Source organism: Tissierella simiarum (assembly GCF_018917865.1).
GTDB lineage: Bacteria > Bacillota > Clostridia > Tissierellales > Tissierellaceae > Tissierella_C > Tissierella_C simiarum.
The window spans coordinates 82,342-102,735 of sequence record NZ_JAHLPM010000004.1 but is presented as its reverse complement, the minus strand read 5'-3'; the positions used below and the strand labels follow the sequence as shown (position 1 = coordinate 102,735).

25 protein-coding genes are annotated in these 20,394 nt (G+C 29.2%); 5 read left to right on the top strand and 20 right to left on the bottom strand.

Annotation, left to right across the window (positions count from 1 at the left end; all coding sequences use genetic code 11):
* The first annotated feature begins 17 nt into the window (after positions 1 to 17).
* Positions 18 to 143 (top strand): hypothetical protein, encoded by a 126-nt coding sequence (locus KQI42_RS21300; RefSeq protein ID WP_281420326.1) that lies wholly within the window; start codon positions 18 to 20, stop codon positions 141 to 143.
* A gap of 531 nt (positions 144 to 674) precedes the next feature.
* Here KQI42_RS21300 and KQI42_RS06305 read toward each other — a convergent pair.
* Positions 675 to 833 (bottom strand): hypothetical protein, encoded by a 159-nt coding sequence (locus tag KQI42_RS06305; RefSeq protein WP_216517892.1) that lies wholly within the window; start codon positions 831 to 833, stop codon positions 675 to 677.
* A 2-nt stretch (positions 834 to 835) separates the two neighbouring features.
* On the opposite strand from KQI42_RS06305, the gene KQI42_RS06300 reads away from it, so the two are divergent.
* The 3 genes from KQI42_RS06300 to KQI42_RS21295 all read left to right on the top strand — a co-directional run bounded on the left by KQI42_RS06300 (position 836) and on the right by KQI42_RS21295 (position 1,674).
* Complete coding sequence (locus KQI42_RS06300) at positions 836 to 1,021, top strand: hypothetical protein (protein WP_216517890.1); 186 nt, start codon at positions 836 to 838, stop codon at positions 1,019 to 1,021.
* 117 nt (positions 1,022 to 1,138) lie between these two features.
* Positions 1,139 to 1,360, top strand: a complete 222-nt coding sequence (locus tag KQI42_RS06295; protein ID WP_216517888.1) for a hypothetical protein — start codon at positions 1,139 to 1,141, stop codon at positions 1,358 to 1,360.
* Between the two features lie 182 nt (positions 1,361 to 1,542).
* Positions 1,543 to 1,674 (top strand): hypothetical protein, encoded by a 132-nt coding sequence (locus KQI42_RS21295; RefSeq protein ID WP_281420325.1) that lies wholly within the window; start codon positions 1,543 to 1,545, stop codon positions 1,672 to 1,674.
* Between the two features lie 422 nt (positions 1,675 to 2,096).
* Here the strand turns inward: KQI42_RS21295 and KQI42_RS06290 are convergent, their stop codons facing one another.
* On the bottom strand, positions 2,097 to 3,416 hold the full coding sequence (locus KQI42_RS06290; RefSeq protein ID WP_216517886.1) for a S8 family serine peptidase: 1,320 nt from the start codon (positions 3,414 to 3,416) through the stop codon (positions 2,097 to 2,099).
* A gap of 698 nt (positions 3,417 to 4,114) precedes the next feature.
* Between KQI42_RS06290 and KQI42_RS06285 the strand changes: the two genes are divergently transcribed.
* A complete protein-coding gene (locus tag KQI42_RS06285) occupies positions 4,115 to 5,308 on the top strand; it encodes a pyridoxal phosphate-dependent aminotransferase (protein WP_216517884.1) in 1,194 nt (397 codons plus the stop codon).
* Between the two features lie 30 nt (positions 5,309 to 5,338).
* Here the strand turns inward: KQI42_RS06285 and KQI42_RS06280 are convergent, their stop codons facing one another.
* The 18 genes from KQI42_RS06280 to KQI42_RS06195 all read right to left on the bottom strand — a co-directional run bounded on the left by KQI42_RS06280 (position 5,339) and on the right by KQI42_RS06195 (position 20,286).
* Positions 5,339 to 5,485, bottom strand: a complete 147-nt coding sequence (locus KQI42_RS06280; protein WP_216517882.1) for a hypothetical protein — start codon at positions 5,483 to 5,485, stop codon at positions 5,339 to 5,341.
* 166 nt (positions 5,486 to 5,651) lie between these two features.
* The gene (locus KQI42_RS06275) at positions 5,652 to 6,248 is read right to left on the bottom strand and encodes a helix-turn-helix domain-containing protein (RefSeq protein ID WP_216517880.1); all 597 of its coding nucleotides are present in this window, start codon (positions 6,246 to 6,248) and stop codon (positions 5,652 to 5,654) included.
* A 203-nt stretch (positions 6,249 to 6,451) separates the two neighbouring features.
* Positions 6,452 to 7,450, bottom strand: a complete 999-nt coding sequence (locus KQI42_RS06270; RefSeq protein WP_216517878.1) for a M42 family metallopeptidase — start codon at positions 7,448 to 7,450, stop codon at positions 6,452 to 6,454.
* Positions 7,450 to 8,469: a M42 family metallopeptidase gene (locus KQI42_RS06265; protein ID WP_216517876.1), complete on the bottom strand. Its 1,020-nt coding sequence runs from the start codon at positions 8,467 to 8,469 to the stop codon at positions 7,450 to 7,452. Before KQI42_RS06265 ends, KQI42_RS06270 begins: the two co-directional genes overlap by 1 nt.
* On the bottom strand, positions 8,460 to 9,515 hold the full coding sequence (locus KQI42_RS06260; protein ID WP_216517874.1) for a M42 family metallopeptidase: 1,056 nt from the start codon (positions 9,513 to 9,515) through the stop codon (positions 8,460 to 8,462). The genes KQI42_RS06265 and KQI42_RS06260 overlap by 10 nt, the downstream gene beginning before the upstream one ends.
* Positions 9,516 to 9,549: 34 nt before the next feature.
* On the bottom strand, positions 9,550 to 10,329 hold the full coding sequence (locus KQI42_RS06255; RefSeq protein WP_216517872.1) for a CheR family methyltransferase: 780 nt from the start codon (positions 10,327 to 10,329) through the stop codon (positions 9,550 to 9,552).
* Between the two features lie 162 nt (positions 10,330 to 10,491).
* Positions 10,492 to 12,453, bottom strand: a complete 1,962-nt coding sequence (locus KQI42_RS06250; RefSeq protein WP_216517870.1) for a bifunctional 4-hydroxy-3-methylbut-2-enyl diphosphate reductase/30S ribosomal protein S1 — start codon at positions 12,451 to 12,453, stop codon at positions 10,492 to 10,494.
* An 11-nt stretch (positions 12,454 to 12,464) separates the two neighbouring features.
* On the bottom strand, positions 12,465 to 13,049 hold the full coding sequence (locus tag KQI42_RS06245) for a lysophospholipid acyltransferase family protein (protein WP_216517868.1): 585 nt from the start codon (positions 13,047 to 13,049) through the stop codon (positions 12,465 to 12,467).
* A 4-nt stretch (positions 13,050 to 13,053) separates the two neighbouring features.
* Positions 13,054 to 13,716 carry a (d)CMP kinase gene (gene cmk, locus KQI42_RS06240; RefSeq protein ID WP_216517866.1) on the bottom strand — a complete coding sequence of 221 codons (663 nt, stop codon included), beginning with the start codon at positions 13,714 to 13,716 and terminating at the stop codon, positions 13,054 to 13,056.
* Positions 13,717 to 13,764: 48 nt separating this feature from the next.
* Positions 13,765 to 14,127, bottom strand: coding sequence for a chorismate mutase (gene aroH, locus KQI42_RS06235; RefSeq protein ID WP_216517863.1), 363 nt, complete (start codon positions 14,125 to 14,127; stop codon positions 13,765 to 13,767).
* 49 nt (positions 14,128 to 14,176) lie between these two features.
* The gene (locus tag KQI42_RS06230; RefSeq protein ID WP_216517862.1) at positions 14,177 to 14,608 is read right to left on the bottom strand and encodes a hypothetical protein; all 432 of its coding nucleotides are present in this window, start codon (positions 14,606 to 14,608) and stop codon (positions 14,177 to 14,179) included.
* 81 nt (positions 14,609 to 14,689) lie between these two features.
* Entirely contained in the window at positions 14,690 to 15,910 is a 1,221-nt protein-coding gene (locus tag KQI42_RS06225) for a BaiN/RdsA family NAD(P)/FAD-dependent oxidoreductase (RefSeq protein WP_216517860.1), read from the bottom strand.
* Between the two features lie 3 nt (positions 15,911 to 15,913).
* Positions 15,914 to 16,528 carry a histidine phosphatase family protein gene (locus KQI42_RS06220; RefSeq protein ID WP_216517858.1) on the bottom strand — a complete coding sequence of 205 codons (615 nt, stop codon included), beginning with the start codon at positions 16,526 to 16,528 and terminating at the stop codon, positions 15,914 to 15,916.
* A gap of 174 nt (positions 16,529 to 16,702) precedes the next feature.
* Positions 16,703 to 17,575: a MurR/RpiR family transcriptional regulator gene (locus KQI42_RS06215; RefSeq protein WP_216517856.1), complete on the bottom strand. Its 873-nt coding sequence runs from the start codon at positions 17,573 to 17,575 to the stop codon at positions 16,703 to 16,705.
* On the bottom strand, positions 17,559 to 18,122 hold the full coding sequence (locus KQI42_RS06210) for a 2-oxoacid:acceptor oxidoreductase family protein (RefSeq protein WP_216517854.1): 564 nt from the start codon (positions 18,120 to 18,122) through the stop codon (positions 17,559 to 17,561). The genes KQI42_RS06215 and KQI42_RS06210 overlap by 17 nt, the downstream gene beginning before the upstream one ends.
* A gap of 1 nt (position 18,123) precedes the next feature.
* The gene (locus tag KQI42_RS06205; protein WP_216517852.1) at positions 18,124 to 18,945 is read right to left on the bottom strand and encodes a 2-oxoacid:ferredoxin oxidoreductase subunit beta; all 822 of its coding nucleotides are present in this window, start codon (positions 18,943 to 18,945) and stop codon (positions 18,124 to 18,126) included.
* Positions 18,946 to 18,947: 2 nt separating this feature from the next.
* Entirely contained in the window at positions 18,948 to 20,084 is a 1,137-nt protein-coding gene (locus KQI42_RS06200) for a 2-oxoacid:acceptor oxidoreductase subunit alpha (RefSeq protein ID WP_216517850.1), read from the bottom strand.
* Between the two features lies 1 nt (position 20,085).
* The gene (locus KQI42_RS06195) at positions 20,086 to 20,286 is read right to left on the bottom strand and encodes a 4Fe-4S binding protein (protein ID WP_216517848.1); all 201 of its coding nucleotides are present in this window, start codon (positions 20,284 to 20,286) and stop codon (positions 20,086 to 20,088) included.
* Between the last annotated feature and the right edge of the window lie 108 nt (positions 20,287 to 20,394).

Below are 20,394 nucleotides of genomic sequence, written 5' to 3'. Positions count from 1 at the left end.
TATTAGGAGGTATTGTTATGGTAGATGGTCAAGGTCGTGGTGGATTTTTCGGTGATGGATTTTGTATGGATGATTCATTACTATTCTTCTTCTTGCTACTAGTAATTTTATTCTGTAACTGTGGTGGATTTGGTAGATGCTAAATCACCACATAGATCGGGGCTTGCCCCGATTTTTTCTTTTTTGATTATTTTTCATTTCCTTTTAGAGAAATTTACTTTAAATGTTAGCAATTCATCAATAATTTCATACTATATATTAGGATTCAAAAAATCCTTTCCTAATAATCTTTCTCACTTTTTAATCCTCATTTATCGATATGTTAAGAAGGTGCTATTATACCTAATAAGTAAGGTCGTGGTGGATTTAGTGACAGATCAATAATATTAATATTTTTAATATTGATATTTTTGTTCTGCTGTTTCTGCAACTAATATTACAATCTTTTTATAAGAATCTATTTATATATACTCACTAGAAACCATCTTTTATTATTCTATAGGAGGTGTTTATTATGGAAGGCAATGAAGTACGCAACACTTGTTTTGATGATGGCTGTGACACAGGCAGTTCACTGTTATTTTTCTTTTTATTACTAGTGATTATATTCTGCAACTGCGATTTCTTCTAATCCATAGTAATAGTAATTGAGTCGGGGCTTATCCCCGATTCTTTTATGCCCATCTACTTTTTCCTTTCATCCTTGATATTGCTCCATTCACATATCCTATATATTCCTGTTCTTCAGTGTCTTTTGATTTAAAACAGTTTTTATATTCAATATACTTTTCACATCCACTATGGCAATTAAAATGTCTATTTTTACAGTACAAGCATGGTGAATTCATATGGAAAGGGTAAAAAATTCGATAGTATAAAAATTTCTGAAATCAAAACTGAAAATGAAAGTTTTGATACAGGTCATCCTTTCTATATAAAAAAGGATACGATCAATTATAAAGATATTAATGATAGCAATAAAAACAAGTCTAAAATCTTTACTAAATGTTGTAAAAAATGATTTAAAATTTAAATTGTAATTACTAGAGCCTTAACAGGCTCTTTTATATAAATCTAATAAAGAACATAAGTTTAAGAAAGGAGAATTAGTATGGCTGGATAAAGAGTTTATGGGATTATGTTGTCAAGAGCTGAAAAAGAACTTTGGAATGGTGCTCCAGTTCCTCTAGGATATGATTTTGACGAAGAAATAAAATTTCCTGTAATCAATGAAAGAGAGGCTAAGAAGAAAAAACTAGAAAGGGCCCTTAAAAGACTACAGGATTTATACTTATTTTCAGATGAAAGTATGTCCGAAAAAGATTATTTGCTTAGGAAACAAGATATTGATGAAAAATAGGTGAGATTAATAATAAAATAAAAAATAGAACATTAGAGTTCTCCAAGGACCTCCTTGGACATGATCTTAATTTTATTAAAAAAGCTACTCAATATCTATTAACCCAAAATCTTGTTGGTGATAGATCTATTAATTATAATAAAATTGTAAAAATAACCGATAAAAAATTACTGCAGGACTTTATGCAAAGTGTTATTAAAAAAATAACTGTTAAAGAGGACAAGCGTATATTATCTATTGAGTTTGTTAATGGAATTACTCATAGGTTTATCTATAGAGAAGAAGGAGAATTTGACACTAATAAAGTAAAATAAAAATTAAGAACTGGAAAATTAAAATGCATCTCACTACATTCATTTGATATCCATAGGTTTGAATAAAATAGGTTTTTTTATTATAAATGTCTTTGTATTTCAATTCATTTGGTGTTCCTATATTTTTATTGTTATTTTCCATTATTACTCTCTCCTTTATAGCACATATGAGTGTCTTTAAAATCATTTCAACATCTAAATTAATTAGATCATTACTTGAGATAAATAAAAGGTATGGTTCATTTCATTATTACCTCTATTGTAAGACAAAAATAAAGTCTTAAGATTATCCTGAAATATTATTTTTGTAATTCAAGATAATATAAGACTTTTTTTCGAAGTGGAAATTGATTTAGTTTATATCAATATTAAAATATATCTTTGTTTAATTAATCTTTAATTTAACGGCAATAAAATAGTTATTATATTATTTTCCATAAAGATGGTGCATTTATAGGTTCCCATCCTATTATTGATGTATGCTCTTGTAAACATTCATACTGATTACCTTCATATATAATTATATCACCTGGTTTATAATTTGTATTTAACTTCCACTCATCTCCTATAGGATTATTAGCCTCTTGTCCTATTGCAGCAGAAACTTGTACTAATCCTGCTCCATAATGATTTGAATTCCCTAAATATTTAGCAGTACTTACTAACCTTTGACGAAGCTGCTGATTATTTAAACTTGGATTCGCCTTCCAAACCAATGCTGCAGCCCCAGCTACGTGCGGAGAAGCCATAGAGGTTCCACTCATATTTCCATAACGATTGTTTGGAATAGTACTATAGATACTTACACCAGGAGCAGATATTTCGACAGTAGGCCCAGTACTAGATGTGCTAGCGCGTCTATCATTTGAATCTGTTGATGCAACTGCCATAACTGAAGCATATTTTGCAGGATAACCTACAGTATCACCTGTTCCAGATGAATTTCCACTATTTCCTGCAGCCGCTACTACTAAAATACCAGAATTGTAAGCCAAGTCACACCATTGTTTTAAAATATCTGAAGGCTGGGAAGATCCCAAGCTCATATTTATGATATTCATATTATTTTGAATTGCCCATTCTAACCCCTTGGCAATTCCTGAAAGTGAACCGCTTCCTTGACTATTTAATACTTTTACTGCATATAATTCTGCATCATATGCTACACCTACTACACCTACTGAATTATTTAAAGCAGCTATTGTACCAGCTACATGAGTACCATGTCCATTTCCATCATAGTAAGGACTATCATTAAATACTGAATATCCTCCTCTAACATTTAAGTCCTCATGATTAGCATCAATACCTGAATCAAGTACAGCTACTTTAATTCCATTTCCCGTATGTCCATTTTGATGCGCATTTGTTGCTTGCACCTTACTAATTCCCCATGGAATAGTTTGAGCATAAGCTTCAAACATAATATTGGGTTCAATAGTTTTTATATTAGGATTATTTTTAAGTTCTTCAACTTGCTTCTCAGTTAGTTTTAAACAATAAACTGGAAATAAATCATAAGTTTCTAGAATGTCATTTTTTTCAACATTAATAGATTTTAATGTATCTAACTGCATATTAGTAAAAACATCTTTTGATAAACTTTCTTGTTCTTTAATATCAAACTGTACCATATATTCTTGTTTCTCATAATCTTGTTTTTCCCATTCTGCATAAGCTGTAAACCCAGTTAAACTTAAACACAATGATAAGACTAACAGCAATACTAAACATCTCTTCATCCAAAGTTCCCCCTTTAATTTTTTAATTTTAGACCTTTGATTTTCTTCCCTCATAAAATTGTTTTCCACTTCAAAAATAAAAATAATAAATAAAATATATATAAAAAATAAAATTTTATATGGGGAATTGTTTCTTTACTGTAAATGTCTTTATGTCTGTGTCTATCTATAAAGTTTTTTGAGCATCAATGTGGGTCAATTTACTTATACAACTTATAGTTTATTTTTATATTAAAAGTATATCAGATAAATTTCAGTTGTCAACCATTTTATTTCAAATATGTAAATAATTTCATTTCAATATTTTGTAACCTAAATATAATCATTAGACATTTCCTTTTTAATAAGAAAATACTTGTATTATTTTTTATAAATCTATATATTCTATATAAAAGCTTATATTCCTTTTACTTCCTTATAAGAAAAATAATCGAAATTTTCACACACTATTATCTTATTTTAGATATATATAGTTTTTTAGATAAGAAAGAACATAAAATATTGTTGTATTAGGTAGGAAAATTTTTCTTATTTAAGAAAATTCAAAAAATATTAATAAGATTAAACTCATTATTAATAATATTCCTATCTATTTATAACTCAAATAATAATTTATGATAGCTACCATTTGAAATAGTTTTATGATATCATAGATATGTAAATATAGTATAAGTAAATATAAAGAAGGAGGTCATTATATGAGATTTTCAGAAAGAATAATAGCAATGCAGGAATCTCCTATTAGAAAGTTAGTTCCAGTAGCAGATGAGGCAAAAAGAAACGGCAAAAAAGTATACCACCTCAATATTGGACAGCCAGACATAAAGACTCCAGAAGAGTTTTTTGCTGCCGTTAGAGGATTTAATGAAAATGTTTTAGCCTATGCTCATTCACAAGGTATTTCTGACCTAATAAATAGTTTCATCCAATACTACGAAAAACATAACATACATTTAGAAAAAGATGAAATAATTGTCACAAATGGCGGTAGTGAAGCTTTAATTTTCTCAATGATAGCTGTATGCGACCATGGTGATGAGGTACTTATCCCAGAGCCTTTTTATACAAACTATAATGGCTTTGGAAGTATGGCAGGTGTTAATGTAGTTCCAGTTACTACAAAAGCTGAAAACGGTTTCCACTTGCCAAATAAAGAAGAAATCACCAAACTAATTACCTCAAAAACTAAAGCTATATTAATAGCTAACCCAGGGAATCCAACTGGTACAGTTTATACTAAAGAAGAAATTTATATGTTAAGAGACATAGCAAAAGAACATAATCTTTTTATTATAGCAGATGAAGTTTATAAAGAATTTGTTTATGATGGACTTGAATTTATGAGTTTTGCTCATCTTGAAGATATAAAAGATAAAGTAATTATTACAGATAGTATTTCAAAGAGATATAGTGCTTGTGGCGCTAGAATTGGATGTATAGCTTCAAAAAATAAGGATTTAATAAAACAAGTTATGAAACTTGCCCAAGGTAGACTATGTGTAGCTACTATTGAACAAGTTGGAGCAGCCAGTTTAATAAACGTACCTGATAGTTATATAGAAGAAGTTAAAGAAGAATATTGTAAGAGAAGAAATGTTGTTTATAATGCACTTAAGGAAATGGATGGAGTAGTCTGTGAAGAACCTAAGGGAGCATTTTATGTAATAGCAAAATTACCAGTTCAAAATGCAGAAGATTTTGTAGTGTGGTTATTAAAAGATTTCCACATAAATAATGAAACTGTTATGCTAGCTCCTGCAGAAGGTTTTTATGCCACTGAAGGATTAGGTAAAGATGAAGTTAGACTTTCCTATTGTCTAAATGTTAATGACCTAGAGAAAGCAATGAACATATTAAAAGAAGGATTAAAGGCATATCCCAATAAAAAATAAAGATTAAAAAGGTGGAATGATTCCACCTTTTTAATCTTCCTGTATAAGTAAGTTTTCAAAAAGCTCACATTTTTCTTCACTACATAATCCAGATATATTATTTAGACATGTTATTGCACCACATTTTTTATATATAATCTTTCGTTTTAATTTTGATTTAATGATATTTCTTTTCATTGCTATCGCCCCTTATTGTTTCTTATATAAATTATATCATCTATATAAGTGTAAGGCAAGAAATTTATCAGAAAAATGAAATAAATAGAATTAAAACTTGCAATTAAACTTGCAACAAGTCAAAAAAAGCATAAAATATGAATTAAAAATTTCAAATTAATTCAAGTTAACTATGTTTAAATATTTTCTTAAAAAATCCACCTTGTTGCTCCTCGGCTTTTTTTAACTTATTATTTAACTCTGTGATTTCATAAGTTTTTTCTTTGATTTTCATTTTTAATTTTGCATTTTCACATATTAAGACATCTCTCTCTTTAGAATTTAGTTCATTTCTTAGCATAACTACTTCATCTTTTAATTCTTCAATTATTTTTATGCTCTGTTCATTGCCTTGACTAATATGGCAGAATAGTTTATCAAAAAATTCTTCTTCAAGGGTCATACTTATTTCTCTAGCTAATTGATAAGTATCTAAATAGCTATTTTCATTAACAGTAGCTAAGCTAGTTTCTTCTTGATTACTTAGCATGAGCTCTGGAGAACTAATAATTAGTTTTATCTGTTTATTGCTGAATCCTTTATCTTGAAGCATTTTTATGTATTGAAGTAATTCAATTTCCTTATATGTATAATATCTATGGTTTGAATCATTCCGTGGAACCTCTAAATCAAATTCTTTTTCATAATATCTTAATACATGAGGAGCATAGCCAGTAAGATCAGATACTTCAGATATGGTATATTCTTTGTTTAAATCTAACATAACTTGGCCTCCTTAAATTAAATCTATTATAATATAATTCTTTAATAGAATCATAAATCCTCTATATTAAAGATAAAATTATAAAACAAATATCATCAAAATACGAGAAAATATCCCTTTTATTTACTAAATAATTTAAAATAGTAAAAAAGAACTGATAATTCAGTTCTTTTTTACTATTTTAAATTATTATTTTCAATCTGTTATAAATCGAAATTGCTTTCTAAAAATCTAATTAAAAGTTTAGTACAATTAACAATATCATTTTTAGAAGCCATTTCAACTGTTGAATGTACATATCGAGTTGGGATGGAGATTACTCCTGAAGGAACCCCTTCTCTAGTTAAGTGAATAGCACCTGAGTCTGTGCCACCAAATTCTAAAACTTCCATTTGGTAAGGGATTTTATTTTTCTTTGCTAAATCAACAAGTAATTGTTTTATCTTAGGATGAGCTATAATTGAATTATCTTTTACTTTAATGGCAGCTCCTTCATTTAAACTAACAGCAAAACGTTTTGCCTTAGGTGTATCTCCGTTTGATGTAACATCTAAAGCTATACCTACCTCTGGACTTATTTTATAAGCAGCAGTCTTTGCACCTCTTAATCCTACTTCTTCTTGAACAGAGAAAACAAAATATAAATCATTTATAGGATTACTAATTGATTTAATAGCTTCTATAGCTATATAGCACCCTACTCTGTCATCTAAATATCTGGTAAATATAACATTTTCATTTTCACTAAACTCTGATTTATAAATACAAATATCTCCTATGCTAACAGACTTTTCAGCTTCTTCTTTGCTAAAAGCTCCTATATCTATATACATATTTTCTAGCTTTAATTTTGATGGATCGTCAATTGGCTCTGAATAGATAACCCCTATAGTTCCGTTTTCAAATACCACTTGTTGGCTTAATGAAACTAATGGAGATATGCCGCCTACATTTGTAAATCGTATAAACCCTTTTTCATCAATATCTATTACCATTAATCCAATTTGATCCATGTGAGCAGATATCATTACTTTTCTGCCATTACCTTTTTTATGGGCGACTAAATTACCTAAAGCATCTATTTCTATATCATCTACATGATCTTTTATTTTTTCAGTAATATAACTTCTTACTAAATGTTCGTTACTTGCAGGTCCATATACACTCACTAACTCTTTTAATAAGTTACTATTAAAATTCATTATAATTCCTCCCTTTCAAATTCAGCTAGAATTGCTTTTAATAAAGCATAGGTATTATTATAATCACTTTGGCTCATTACCGATGCAGGAGAATGAATATATCTGCATGGCACAGAAATAGTTGTAGTAATGGAACCACCTTTAGTAATATGAATTTTCCCTGAGTCATTTCCTCCCATTGATGTTTTTCTATATTGATAAGGTATATTGTTTCTTTCTGCAATGTCTATTATTTTATTTCTTAAAGTAGCATTAAATACAGTAGTTCTATCAATTAGAGAAATCGCTGGTCCTTTATTAATATAAGTTGGTATTAAGTGGCTGTCCAGTTTAGGCATATCATAGCATAAAGTACCTTCTAGTACAATCGAAATATCAGGATTTACTTCATAAGCAGCAGGTCCAGATCCAACTAAACCAATTTCCTCCATAACAGTAAAAACACCATAAAAACTAATATCATTTACCTCTTTAATTAAATTTATTAAAAGATTACAACCAACTCGATTATCTAAAGCTTTAGCCTTTACTAAGCCATCTCCAAACTCTACATAATCACTATAAAAACTCACATAATCACCTATATTAACAAGTCTTTCGGCTTCTTCTTTAGATTTTGCTCCAATATCTATGTATAGTTCATTAATATTTAAAGCTCTAGTCCACTCTTCTCTTTTTTGTAAATGAATCGGCTTTGCACCAATAACACCTTTTATTTTATCTCTACCTACAGCTACAGGTTTTGAAACCAGTATTCGTTTATCGACACCTCCAACTGTAGTAAATTTTAATAAACCTATGCTATCAATATCTGTAACCATTAACCCTACCTCATCCATGTGAGCAGTAACCATTAGGGTTTTTGAAGTATCTCTGCCTTTTTTATAAGTTATTATGTTACCTAATCTATCTATTTTTAAACTATCAACATGGTTTTTTATTTCAGAGATTATTATATCTCTAACCTCTTTTTCATTACCCGATACACCAGAAGCCTCTGTTAATCGTTTTAATAACATAATAATCCCTCCAAACTATCATTAGAAATAGAAGCAATGAAAAATGCTAGTAGTTTAGCAGTATGTTTTATATCGACCATATCTATAACCTCTACAGATGTATGCATATATCTTAGTGGAATAGATAGACATAAGGAAGGAATACCTTCTCTGGTTATTTGCATTGCCCTTGCATCAGTTCCAGTAGGCCCAGGACTTATCTCCATTTGGAAAGGAATATTGTATTCTCGTGCAACTTCTGTTAACTTTTGCCTTAATCTAGGGTGAATGTTTCCTCCTAAAGTTATGCCAGGACCTTTTCCCAGCTCAATAGTATCTGATTTTGACAGTTCAGGTGTAGTACCAAATCCTACATCAACCGCAATGCCTATATCAGGATTTATTTTATAAGCACCAGTTAAAGCACCTGCCATACTTACTTCTTCTTGAACTGTAGAAACAAAATACACATCTGCTTCATGCCTAATTTTTCCTAGTTCTTTTATACATTCAAATAAAACAGCAATACCAGCTCTATCATCTAATGCTTTACTAGCCACTCTATCTCCCTGTAAGTTCAATAATTCTCTTCTTATAGTTATAGTATCACCAATATTTACTAGCTTTTCTACTTCTTCCTTCGAATAACCAATATCAATCGTCATATCTTCCATTTTTATAGCTTTATCATGCTCTGATGGATCTTGAAGATGAGGTGGCTTAGAACCTACAACACCAAATAGATCCTTTTTTCCATGAACAATTACTTCTTGGCCTAATATGGTTCTTGGGTCAATGCCACCTATGTTGGTAAACCTAATAAACCCATTATCTTCAATATCTTTTACCATAAGACCAATTTCATCCATATGTCCTGCTAACATGATTTTTATATTATCCTCTTTGGTAGAACCTTTTTTTAGTGCCAATACATTACCTAAATTATCTACTGAAATCTCATCAGAATATTTGTCAAAGGCTGATACTATAGTGTCTTTAATAGTATATTCATATCCTGATACTCCTTTACCATTACATAATAGTTCTAGCAATGTTTTTGTGTCCAAACTTTAGCCCCCCTTTATATAATATAATTATAATTTATTTAATTATCTTTTCATAAAAAAAAGTTTTTACAGGTTTATATTTATATTTTTCTGGCATTATAATTTGCTCTGTACTTCCTACAAATAGAATACCATTATCACTTAAACTTTTATAAAACTTATCATATAATAATTCTTTAGCTTCTTCAGTAAAGTAAATCATAACATTACGACAAGTAAGCAAATCAACATATGTAGGAAAGGAATCTTTTAATAAATCCATCTTTTTAAATTCTACACATTTTTTAATTTCCTCATTAATCTTATAAGAATTTTCTATCTTGGTAAAAAATTTTTCTTTGAAACCTTTTGGTAAATTTGAAAGAGATTTTTCACTATATAATCCAAGTCTAGCTTTGTTTAAAGCTTCATCATCAATATCTGTTGCTAGTACTTTAATATCTTTTAAAGGAAAAAAATTTGTTAGAAGCATAACTAAAGAATAGGGTTCTTCCCCTGTTGAACAAGCAGAACTCCAAACCTTTAAAGTTTTTTTATCTCTATTTATTATTCTAGGAATAATGTCTTTTTCTAATACTTGCCATTGTGATGGATTTCTATAGAACTCAGAAACATTTATAGTAAGATAGTTTACAAATTGGTTAAGGAGCTGCTTATCTTTTTTCAATCCATCAAAATAATCTTCAAAATCTTTAAAGTTATTTCTAGCAACTAGAGATGATATTCTTCGTTTCATTTGTTTTTCTTTATAATAATTTAAATCAATATTGATTAAATTATTTACTTGTTTTTTAAACACTTCATACTTGTCCATAAAAACCCCCTATTAAAAACATTTAGATAATATAAAAAAGTTCTGTGGTAATTTACCACAGAAATAATGTAAAGGGGGTCTTGATGTATCATCGGTCACACATTTTATTCTTTGCAATATAAATTAATTTTATACATCAAAACCTCAGCTATCTTTACATTATTAGTTTTTAGCAACTATATCTTCAATAGTTACTTCACTCTCGTCTTTTTTTATAGGCTCACTCACTTCTATATTATCTTCTAATGTATCTTTGATACTTAGACTGATTCTTCTTTCCTCTTCATTAATATCTATGATTTTAACAGTTACTTTATCACCAATTTTTAATTTATCAGCTGGTTTATTTATATGTTCTTTAGATATTTGAGAAACATGTACTAAGCCGTCAACACCTTCTTCCAATCTAACAAAAGCGCCAAAGTCTAATAGATTTACTACCTTACCTTCCGTAACATCCCCTAATTTTCTATTTTCAGAAAAAAGTTTCCAAGGTTCAGGTAAAGTCTGTTTTAACCCTAATGAAATTCTATTTTTTTCCTTATCAAAATTTAGTATTTTAACTTGAACTCTATCACCAATCTTTACTACTTCTGATGGATGTTTAACTCTAAACCATGATAGATCTGAGATATGAATTAAACCATCTACTCCACCTAAATCAACAAAAGCGCCAAAATCAGTTAATCTTTGAACTATACCTTCAACAATACTATTAACTTCTATACTTGCCCATAGTTCTTTTCTTTTATTTAGGACTTCTTCACTTTCAACTTCTCTTCTAGATAAAATTACTCTCTTTTTCTCTCTATCAAAGTCTATAATTTTTCCAATTAAAGTTTTTCCTTTATATACATTTAAATCACTAACAAAATTAACAGATACTTGAGAAGCAGGCATAAATCCATTTATTCCGTTAACTAAAACAGCTAATCCACCTTTTACACTATTTAAAACCTTGCATTCAATTCTTTCTTTATTATTAAAGGCATTTTCTAATTCATCCCAACCTTTAATAGCATCGACTCTTTTAGTAGAAAGTACTACATTGCCTTCACCATCATCAAGTCTAACTACAAATACTTGGATTTCATCTCCTTCTTTATATAAATCTCTAGGCTTAACATCAGGATCATTAGATAGTTCATCTCTATCTATAATACCATCAGATTTATAGTTAATATTAACCATAACTTCGTTATTGGTTACAAATATTACTTTTCCTTTTATAATGTCACCTCTGTGAATTCTAGTGAATGAATTTTCAATAGCCTCCATCATTTCATTGTTATTTAGATTATCCATTGTTTCAACAACCTCCTTAATTATCCAATCAGGTGTAGAAGCACCTGCGGTTATTCCTATTGTATTAAATTTTAATAGTTCTTGTAAAGGTAAATCTTTATATGTTTCTACATGAAATACATTTTTACAATATTTTTTGCTAATTTCTACAAGTTTGTTTGTATTTGAACTATGATAACCGCCTATAACTATCATAGCATTTACCTTTTTTGATATCTCTTTACATGTTTCTTGACGTAGATTAGTTGCATTACATATTGTATTGAATATTATAACTTCTTTTCCTTTATTTTGTACCATCTTTGATAAAGAATTAAATTTTTCTTGAGTATTAGTAGTTTGAGATACTATACAAATTTTATCCATGTCAGCTAATCTAATTGCATCTTCTTCACTATTAATAATATAAGCAGTATTATTACACCATCCATTAATCCCAATAATTTCAGGATGATTTGGATCGCCTATTATTACTATATGGTAACCTTGTTTATAATAATCTCCAACTTTTTTGTGTATAGATTTTACATATGGACAGGTACAATCAATCATTTCCAGATTAGATTTTTTAATTTTATTATCTATGTCCATAGGAATACCATGAGATCTAATAATAATTTTACCTTTATTAACTTTTTCAGGGTTCTCTATAATATCTAATCCTTTCATCTTTAACAATTCTACAGCCTGTGCATTGTGTATTAAAGGACCTAGTGAGTATATGTTATTATTTGAAGTTTCTAATTCTTGTAATGATATATCTATGGCTCTCTTAACTCCAAAACAAAAGCCAGCATTATCAGCAATAATTATATTCACTTTGATTCCTCCTATTTTGATTTTAAAGAATAAATAGATTTTAAAATATCTTGGCTTAATACTCGATATTCTTCTGTAGTTAATTTTTTATTATAACTATCAGAAAAATCAATAGGCTCACCAAAGGTTATTTTTATCTTATTAAAAATTTTATAATTGCTTTGTATATAAACTGGTAGTATCGAAGACCGAGATTTTACTGACAATAGTGCGATACCAGGTTTAGCATTATTAAGATCAATTTCTTTAACTCGAGTTCCTTCTGGAAATATGCCAAGTATTTCATTGTTTTTTAATACTCTTAATGCAGTTTTTATAGCTGTTAAATCTGAATCGTGTCTATCAACAGGAAATGCATTAAGCTTATTCAATATATAAGATAAAATTTTACTCTTAAATAATTCTTTCTTAGCCATAAAACTAATTGGTCTTGGACATATAATAGCCAAGACAATCGGATCTAATAAGCTAGAATGATTAGCACATATTATAATTCTACCTTCTGTTGGTATATTATCTTTTCCTGTAACTTCAAATCTATAGAGAACTTTAAATATTATATTTCCTAAAACTTTTACTAAGTTATAAAAAAACAAGGACTTACCTCCCCTCAATAATGCTAATTATCTCTTCTACACATTGGCTTATTGTTTTGCTAGTAGTATCTATAGAATAAGCATCAGGACTTTTTCTTAAAGGAGAGACTTCTCTTGTGCTATCTATTTGATCTCTGCTTTCAATTTCATTTTTAATTCGATCATAGGTAATATTCTTTTCACCCTTATTTACTAGTTCTAGATATCTTCTTTTAGCTCTTTCTTCAACAGAAGCTGTTAGAAAAAATTTATAATCTGCTTTCGGAAATACAACAGTGCCGATATCTCTGCCATCCATAATAACACTTTTGGTTTCAGCTAATTTTTGTTGTAACTTAACCATACCTTCTCTTACTTCTTTGATTTTAGCAACATAAGAAACATTATTATTTACTATATTTTCTCTTATAAGTTTGTCCACATTTTTTCCATCAAGAAAAATATGATTATTTTTAAAATCTATTTCTGTATAATTCATTAAATTTATAATTGCTTTTTCATTATTAGGATCAATATTATTATTTATGGCTTTCAACGTTAATGCTCTATACATAGCTCCTGTGTCGATATATTCAATTGACAACTTTTCTGATATTTCTTTAGCAATAGTACTTTTTCCTGCACCAGCAGGACCATCTATAGCTATAACAAACTTTTCATTTTTCATATTGTTCCTCCTAATAAAACAATAACCACCTTTGGGTGGTTCGTAACATTATTTAGTTAAATCTGGTCTTAGAATTTTTGCTCCCTTTAAATATATATGATTAACATTTTTTTGTTCTATGTCAGATTCATATAAAATCATTACTCTTATACATTTTCTCAGACTATTTTCAACTTCCATCTCATGAAAGCACATTAAACTACACTGAGTATAACCAAGATCTCTAGCAGCTTTAGCTGGATAAGCCTTATTTAAATCATTAGTACAAGAAAACAAAATGCTAATAACCTTTTCTTTGTCAATTATATTGTTATTATTAATTTCTGTTAACAACTCTTTTGTGGATTGAAGAATATCTAAGACAGAATTTTCGTTAACAGTAATAGCACCTCTTATGGATATCACACTCATCTAACCACTTCCCTTAATAATTATATATTAAAAGTTATGAGGAAACAAGCTATTTTAGTTTAACTCTTCCTAATATTTCTATACTTTGAAAAGTTGAAATTTCACTATCTAAATTAGGATATTCTAAGTTGCTACTAATCCCTACAACTGTTACAACTATATTTTCTTGATATTTTGTGCCATCAATTTCAATAATATCATTTTCATATACTTCTAAACTAATCTCATCATTTTTCTCGAAAGAATCTATAGGATCTCCATTAAGAAGCACTTTTGTATCTTTAAATTCACTATCTTTAAGTTTTAATATAACTACAGCTCTTTCCATATCTTGACTTGGTGGTAAGAATTTAGAAGTATATGAAGTATTTATTGAGGTATTATCATCATAATTAATAAATTGAATAAACAATAGTAAAACTAAGGATACAAGTGAAATTAATAATATTAACTTTTCAGTAACTTTAAACATTCTACTCATGATTACCTCCTAATAATTCACTATTTAATAAATATTTATGCTTATTGTTACCAAATAATGAAATTATTATAAGGTATAATTTTACATGTTCATTCCTGCTAAATATCCAGTAGAATAAGCAATTTGTAAATTGTATCCACCAGTTAAAGCATCTACATCTATTATCTCACCTGCGAAAAATAATCTTTGCTGTAATTTAGACTCCATAGTAGATGGATTTATTTCTTTGGCAGATATACCACCAGATGTTATTATTGCCTCTTCTATAGACCTAAAGTTTTTAAAAGTCATTGGTAAACCTTTGATTATGTTCACTAAATTACCTCTTTCTTCCCTAGTAATTTGATTTATAGGTTTTTCAGAATCAATACGTGCTAAATTAATAATTACTGGAATTAGTTTTTGTAACAATAAATCATTCAATCCATTTTTAATTTGCCTATTATTATAAATCTGAAAATCTCGTAATAGTCTATCATCCAACTTTTCTATAGATAGAGCTGGCTTAAGATCAACAAATAGTTTGATTTTTTTATTAGTATATTGATGTAAATGATTACTCATTGAAAGAACTATAGGTCCAGAAATACCATAGTGTGTAAAGACCATTTCACCAAATTCTTCATGAACTTTTCTATCTCTAACAAAAGCAGTCAAGGTTACATTTTTTAAAGATAACCCTTGTAAAATTCTAGTCCATTCTTCATTTATTTCTATAGGAACTAAAGAAGGCCTCAAAGTCTTTATTTCATGTCCAAACTTTTCAGCAAATTTATATCCATCTCCTGTAGAACCAGTAGACGGATAAGATTTTCCTCCAGTGGCAATAAGGATTTTATCAAAGTACATTTTATTTTCACTAGTAATCACAATAAATTTATTATTCGCATAATTAATATCTAAAACCTTTGTATTTAGCATTACATCTACATTATGTGTACTAAGAAACTTTTCCAATGCTTTAATAACGTCACTTGATTTATCACTTAATGGAAAAACTCGATTTCCTCTTTCAACTTTAGTCTTTAAACCATATTTTTCTAGTAAATTTAAAATATCCTTATTCGTAAAAGAATAAAAACTACTATACATAAAGTTTCTATTAGTAATTACATTATCAAAAAAATCTTCTATAGGTGAAGCATTAGTGATGTTACATCTGCCTTTTCCAGTAATAAAAAGTTTTTTACCCAGCCTTTCATTTTTTTCAATTAAAGTAACTGATTTATCTTTTGAACCAGCAATACCTGCAGCTATAATACCTGCAGGTCCTCCTCCAATAACCCCAATCCTTTCTTTCATATATTAATACAACTCCTTTAGATGACAAGTATCATTAAATAAGGTTAATACTCTATTATAATCTCTACATTCTATAATGCTTAAGCTCACATTATTTAAAGAAATCTTATTATAAAAAGATAAATCCATATCTAATAGCCCCAATATTAAAGTTTTTAATGTAGCACTATGCGATACTATAGCAATATTTTTATCATTATTCTCCAATAGAATAGGTTCTATGCATTTCATAGCCCTTTCTCTTAATTCTTCTAAAGTTTCTAATCCCTGCATTTTTAAATTATGTGGTTCTTTCATCCAAATTAAATGTTCTTCTTTAAATTGTTTATGCAGTTCTCCTGTAGTAAGGCCTTCCCAAGGACCAAAATTTATTTCTCTCAAGTCTTTAATTGGAATGACATCTTTATCGATTACTTCTCCAATAATATTGGCAGTTTCGAAAGCTCTAACTAGATCACTTGAATATATTATATCTATATTTTCATCAATTAATCTTTTTCCTAATAGGCTAGCTTGTTTTTTACCTTTTTGAGTTAATAAAGTATTTTTCTGACCTTGAATTTTTTTAAGCTCGTTCCATTCTGATTGTCCATGTCTAATTAAATACAGTTTAATCAATTTATCACCTCTTAAGTAGTAAGTATTATTTTAAATATAATTATATTATATCAAATAAATTAAATAAAAGTATTTATCAATTATGATAACATTAATTATGATAATCTTGCATTAAATATAAATTATAAAACTACGCTTAAGGTTCTAAACCTTAAGCGTAGTTTTATAAAACATTTAGTTATCTTTACTGTTTACATCATAAACATTATATTTTTTCCAGATCTTTTCTAAATCTTCAAAATAACTAGTTATATCATTTCTTTTTTCCATACCTATAGCGACTATAAAAGCATTTATTAAGCTCATTGGTGCAACTAAAGAGTCTACAAAAGAAACCATATTACTACTTGCAAGTAGAGTTACATCCGCATTTTGAGCAGCAGGAGAAATCAAACTATCTGTTATACTAATAATTTTACATCCCTTTCCTTTTCCATACTCTAATGCTTCAAGAGTCCTTTTAGAATATCTAGGATAACTAATACCAATTATAATATCATTCTTATCAGCCTTTAATAATTGTTCAAAAACATCATTTGGACCTGATGTTACAATTTTAACATTGTCGAGCAAAAAATTTAAGTAAAAACCTAAATATCCTGCTAAAAACGATGAGCTTCTCAATCCCAAAACATATATACTATCAGCATTTAGTATTAATTCAACGGCTTGTTCAAAGGTATGAAAATCTATTTCATTTATTGTTTTTTCAATATTGTCTGTATCCTTTTGCATAACTTTTTTCAATGCATTTTCTCTTGTAGAAAATTCATTAGCTAAAGTTAGTCTCTGAACTGTAGTCAGCTTATTTTTAATCAATTCTTGAAGTTCTTTCTGTAGTTCTCTATAACCATCATAACCAAGAGTATTAGCAAATCTTACTACTGTTGACTCACTAACACCAACAGTTTGACCTAAAGTAGCTGCCGTCATAAATGCAGCTTTATCATATTCATTGATTATGAATTCAGCAATTAATTTTTGCCCTTTACTAAGTTTATTAAAATTATTTTGGATAATTTTAATTAAATCAACATACTTCTCCATAGCATACTTCCTTATGATTTTTTATTAAATTAAAACCTTCTTCTAAGGCCTGTTTATTTAGCTCTTCTGTTCCTCTAGGTACTCTAGCTAAAACTGCTTTCTCTAAAGAATCTCTACTAACCACTTTAGTCAACTCAAATATACTTCCTAAAGCTACAATATTAGCTACCATCGGTTTTCCTAAACTTTCAGAGGCAGTTTCAAGTATTGGAACGGTATATACAACAATATCTTCTCTTTCAGGTTTTATAGTTACACTACTGTCTAAAATTAAAATACCTCCAGACTTTAATGAATCTATATATTTATTACAAGCCACTTGAGTTAAAGAAAGTAAAATATCACAATCTTCAACCTTTGGATAGTTGATTTCCTTTTGACTTATAATAACTTCAGCTTTACTTGCTCCACCTCTAGCTTCTGGACCATAGGACTGAGACTGAACTACATTCTTACCATCATGTAAAGCTGCTTCAGCTAAAATGATTCCCGCCAATATTAAGCCTTGACCTCCAGAACCACTTAACCTTAATTCTTGACGCTCCATATTATCTCTCCTTTGAAAAAGATTCTATTATTTTATTATACTCCTCAGTATACTCAGGTTTACTTCCTTTATACAATTCACCTATAACAAACTTTCCTTCCTTTTGTTCGTCAGTTAATTTATCATAAGCAGCTACATTTACTGCATTTTCTTTTAAATAAATCATCATATCTACTGCCTCACCTTTTTTATTCTTTCTTCCATAGTAAGTAGGACAAGTAGTGATTGCCTCAATAAAAGAAAATCCTTTGTTTTTTATACCTTCTTCTACTTGTTTAATAAGCATATTTGGATTGAATATTGTTCCTCTACTTACATAGGTTGAACCAGCAGCTTTTGCTAAGTTACAAAGGTCAAAATTCATATCTATGTTTCCATAAGGTGCAGTGGTTCCTTTATCTCCTGTTGGTGTAGTAGGTGAATACTGTCCTCCAGTCATACCATAAATATTATTATTAAATACTACTGTCGTGATATCAATATTTCTTCTAGCAGCATGAATAAGATGATTCCCACCAATGGCAGAACAATCTCCATCACCAGTTATTACAATTACATTTAATTTTGGATTTGCTAGCTTTACTCCCGTTGCGAAAGCTAAAGCTCTACCATGAGTCGTATGTAAAGTATTAAAATCTAAATATCCTGAAGCCCTTGAAGAACAGCCTATACCCGATACAATACAAACATCATCTTTATTTAAGTTTAAATTATCTATAGCCTTAATGATAGCCCTTGTAACGATTCCATTTCCACAACCTGGGCACCAAATATGTGGTAAGTTTTCAGTCCTAAAATATTCATTAACTAATTGACTTGGCAATTTTAACCCTCCTTAATAAAAGAAACAATTTCTTCTGGAGTGATTAGCTCCCCATTAACACGCCCATATTTTTCTACTTTTGAATTTTTACCCGATATTCTATCTACCTCTAAAAAATATTGTCCCATATTCATTTCTACAACTACTATTCTATCCACTTTGTTTGATAATTGTAAAAATTGTTTTTCAGCCATAGGCCATATAGTAATAGGTCTGAACAATCCAACTTTCATTCCTTCTTCTCTTAATATTTCTACTGCAGATTTTGCAGAACGAGCAGTGGAACCATAAGCTACTATTGCTATTTCAGCGTCATCTAAAAGATATTCCTCATATTCTACTATATCATCTACATTTTCTTCTATTTTATTGAAAAGTCTTTTAGTTAAAGCTTCCGCAACTTTTTCATTACCAGTAGGAAATCCAGTCTCACTATGAACTAATCCAGTAACATGAAATCTATATCCATCTCCAAAGGCAGCCATTTCAGGAACCAAATCCCCTTCCTTTACTTTATAAGGTTTATATTCCTCAGGTAAACAATTAGGCTTTCTTCTATTTACTATTTCAATTTCTTGATCTTCTCTAAATTCAATTTTTTCCCTCATATGTCCAACAACTTCATCCATAAGTAAAATAACAGGTGTTCTATATTTTTCAGCTAAATTAAAAGCTCTTATTGTAGTATCATAAACCTCTCTAACTGTTGATGGATACAGTGCAATGATAGAGTGATCTCCATGAGTTCCCCACCTAGCTTGCATTATATCTCCTTGTGCTGGAGATGTAGGTAAACCTGTACTCGGCCCCCCTCTTTGAACATTTACTATAACACAGGGAGTTTCAGTTATAATAGCATAGCCTATACTTTCTTGTTTTAAAGAAAACCCAGGTCCACTAGTCGCAGTCATGGATTTTGTTCCTGCTAAAGATGCACCAATAATAGCACTAATTCCTGCAATTTCATCCTCCATCTGAATAAATTTACCACCAATACGTGGTAGTCTTTCAGCCGATAATTCTGCTATTTCTGTAGAAGGAGTTATAGGATATCCTGCATAAAATTTCATACCAGCAGCTATAGCACCTTCAACACAAGCTTCGTTTCCTTGCATTAATTTTACTTTTTTCTCAGCCATTTTATTTACCTCCTAAATAAATAGCATAATCAGGACATCTTAACTCACATTGCCCACACTTAATACATGCTTCTAAATCTTTAATATTAACCTTCCCATCCTTTATCTCAAGTACATCTTTGGGACAAAATGCAACACAGATTCCACAGCCTTTGCACCACTTTTTGTCTACATTAAGAGTTTGCTCGGTCTTAGTTGACAACTTTATTTCCCCCTTATGAAATATTTGCTACTTCAATCATAGCAAACAAAAATATATTTTGCAAGATTTATTTCATTTTTTTGGTATTCAAATTATATTTGCAAGTTT

Excerpts from the sequence above, each read along its gene's own strand:
- KQI42_RS21300 (WP_281420326.1), top strand. The coding sequence starts at position 18 with ATGGTAGATGGTCAAGGTCGTGGTGGATTTTTCGGTGATGGATTTTGT.
- KQI42_RS06300 (WP_216517890.1), top strand. The coding sequence starts at position 836 with ATGGTGAATTCATATGGAAAGGGTAAAAAATTCGATAGTATAAAAATT.
- KQI42_RS06295 (WP_216517888.1), top strand. The coding sequence starts at position 1,139 with ATGTTGTCAAGAGCTGAAAAAGAACTTTGGAATGGTGCTCCAGTTCCT.
- KQI42_RS21295 (WP_281420325.1), top strand. The coding sequence starts at position 1,543 with ATGCAAAGTGTTATTAAAAAAATAACTGTTAAAGAGGACAAGCGTATA.
- KQI42_RS06290 (WP_216517886.1), bottom strand. The coding sequence starts at position 3,416 with ATGAAGAGATGTTTAGTATTGCTGTTAGTCTTATCATTGTGTTTAAGT.
- KQI42_RS06285 (WP_216517884.1), top strand. The coding sequence starts at position 4,115 with ATGAGATTTTCAGAAAGAATAATAGCAATGCAGGAATCTCCTATTAGA.
- KQI42_RS06280 (WP_216517882.1), bottom strand. The coding sequence starts at position 5,485 with ATGAAAAGAAATATCATTAAATCAAAATTAAAACGAAAGATTATATAT.
- KQI42_RS06275 (WP_216517880.1), bottom strand. The coding sequence starts at position 6,248 with ATGTTAGATTTAAACAAAGAATATACCATATCTGAAGTATCTGATCTT.
- KQI42_RS06270 (WP_216517878.1), bottom strand. The coding sequence starts at position 7,450 with ATGAATTTTAATAGTAACTTATTAAAAGAGTTAGTGAGTGTATATGGA.
- KQI42_RS06265 (WP_216517876.1), bottom strand. The coding sequence starts at position 8,469 with ATGTTATTAAAACGATTAACAGAGGCTTCTGGTGTATCGGGTAATGAA.
- KQI42_RS06255 (WP_216517872.1), bottom strand. The coding sequence starts at position 10,329 with ATGGACAAGTATGAAGTGTTTAAAAAACAAGTAAATAATTTAATCAAT.
- cmk (WP_216517866.1), bottom strand. The coding sequence starts at position 13,716 with ATGAAAAATGAAAAGTTTGTTATAGCTATAGATGGTCCTGCTGGTGCA.
- aroH (WP_216517863.1), bottom strand. The coding sequence starts at position 14,127 with ATGAGTGTGATATCCATAAGAGGTGCTATTACTGTTAACGAAAATTCT.
- KQI42_RS06230 (WP_216517862.1), bottom strand. The coding sequence starts at position 14,608 with ATGAGTAGAATGTTTAAAGTTACTGAAAAGTTAATATTATTAATTTCA.
- KQI42_RS06225 (WP_216517860.1), bottom strand. The coding sequence starts at position 15,910 with ATGAAAGAAAGGATTGGGGTTATTGGAGGAGGACCTGCAGGTATTATA.
- KQI42_RS06215 (WP_216517856.1), bottom strand. The coding sequence starts at position 17,575 with ATGGAGAAGTATGTTGATTTAATTAAAATTATCCAAAATAATTTTAAT.
- KQI42_RS06210 (WP_216517854.1), bottom strand. The coding sequence starts at position 18,122 with ATGGAGCGTCAAGAATTAAGGTTAAGTGGTTCTGGAGGTCAAGGCTTA.
- KQI42_RS06200 (WP_216517850.1), bottom strand. The coding sequence starts at position 20,084 with ATGGCTGAGAAAAAAGTAAAATTAATGCAAGGAAACGAAGCTTGTGTT.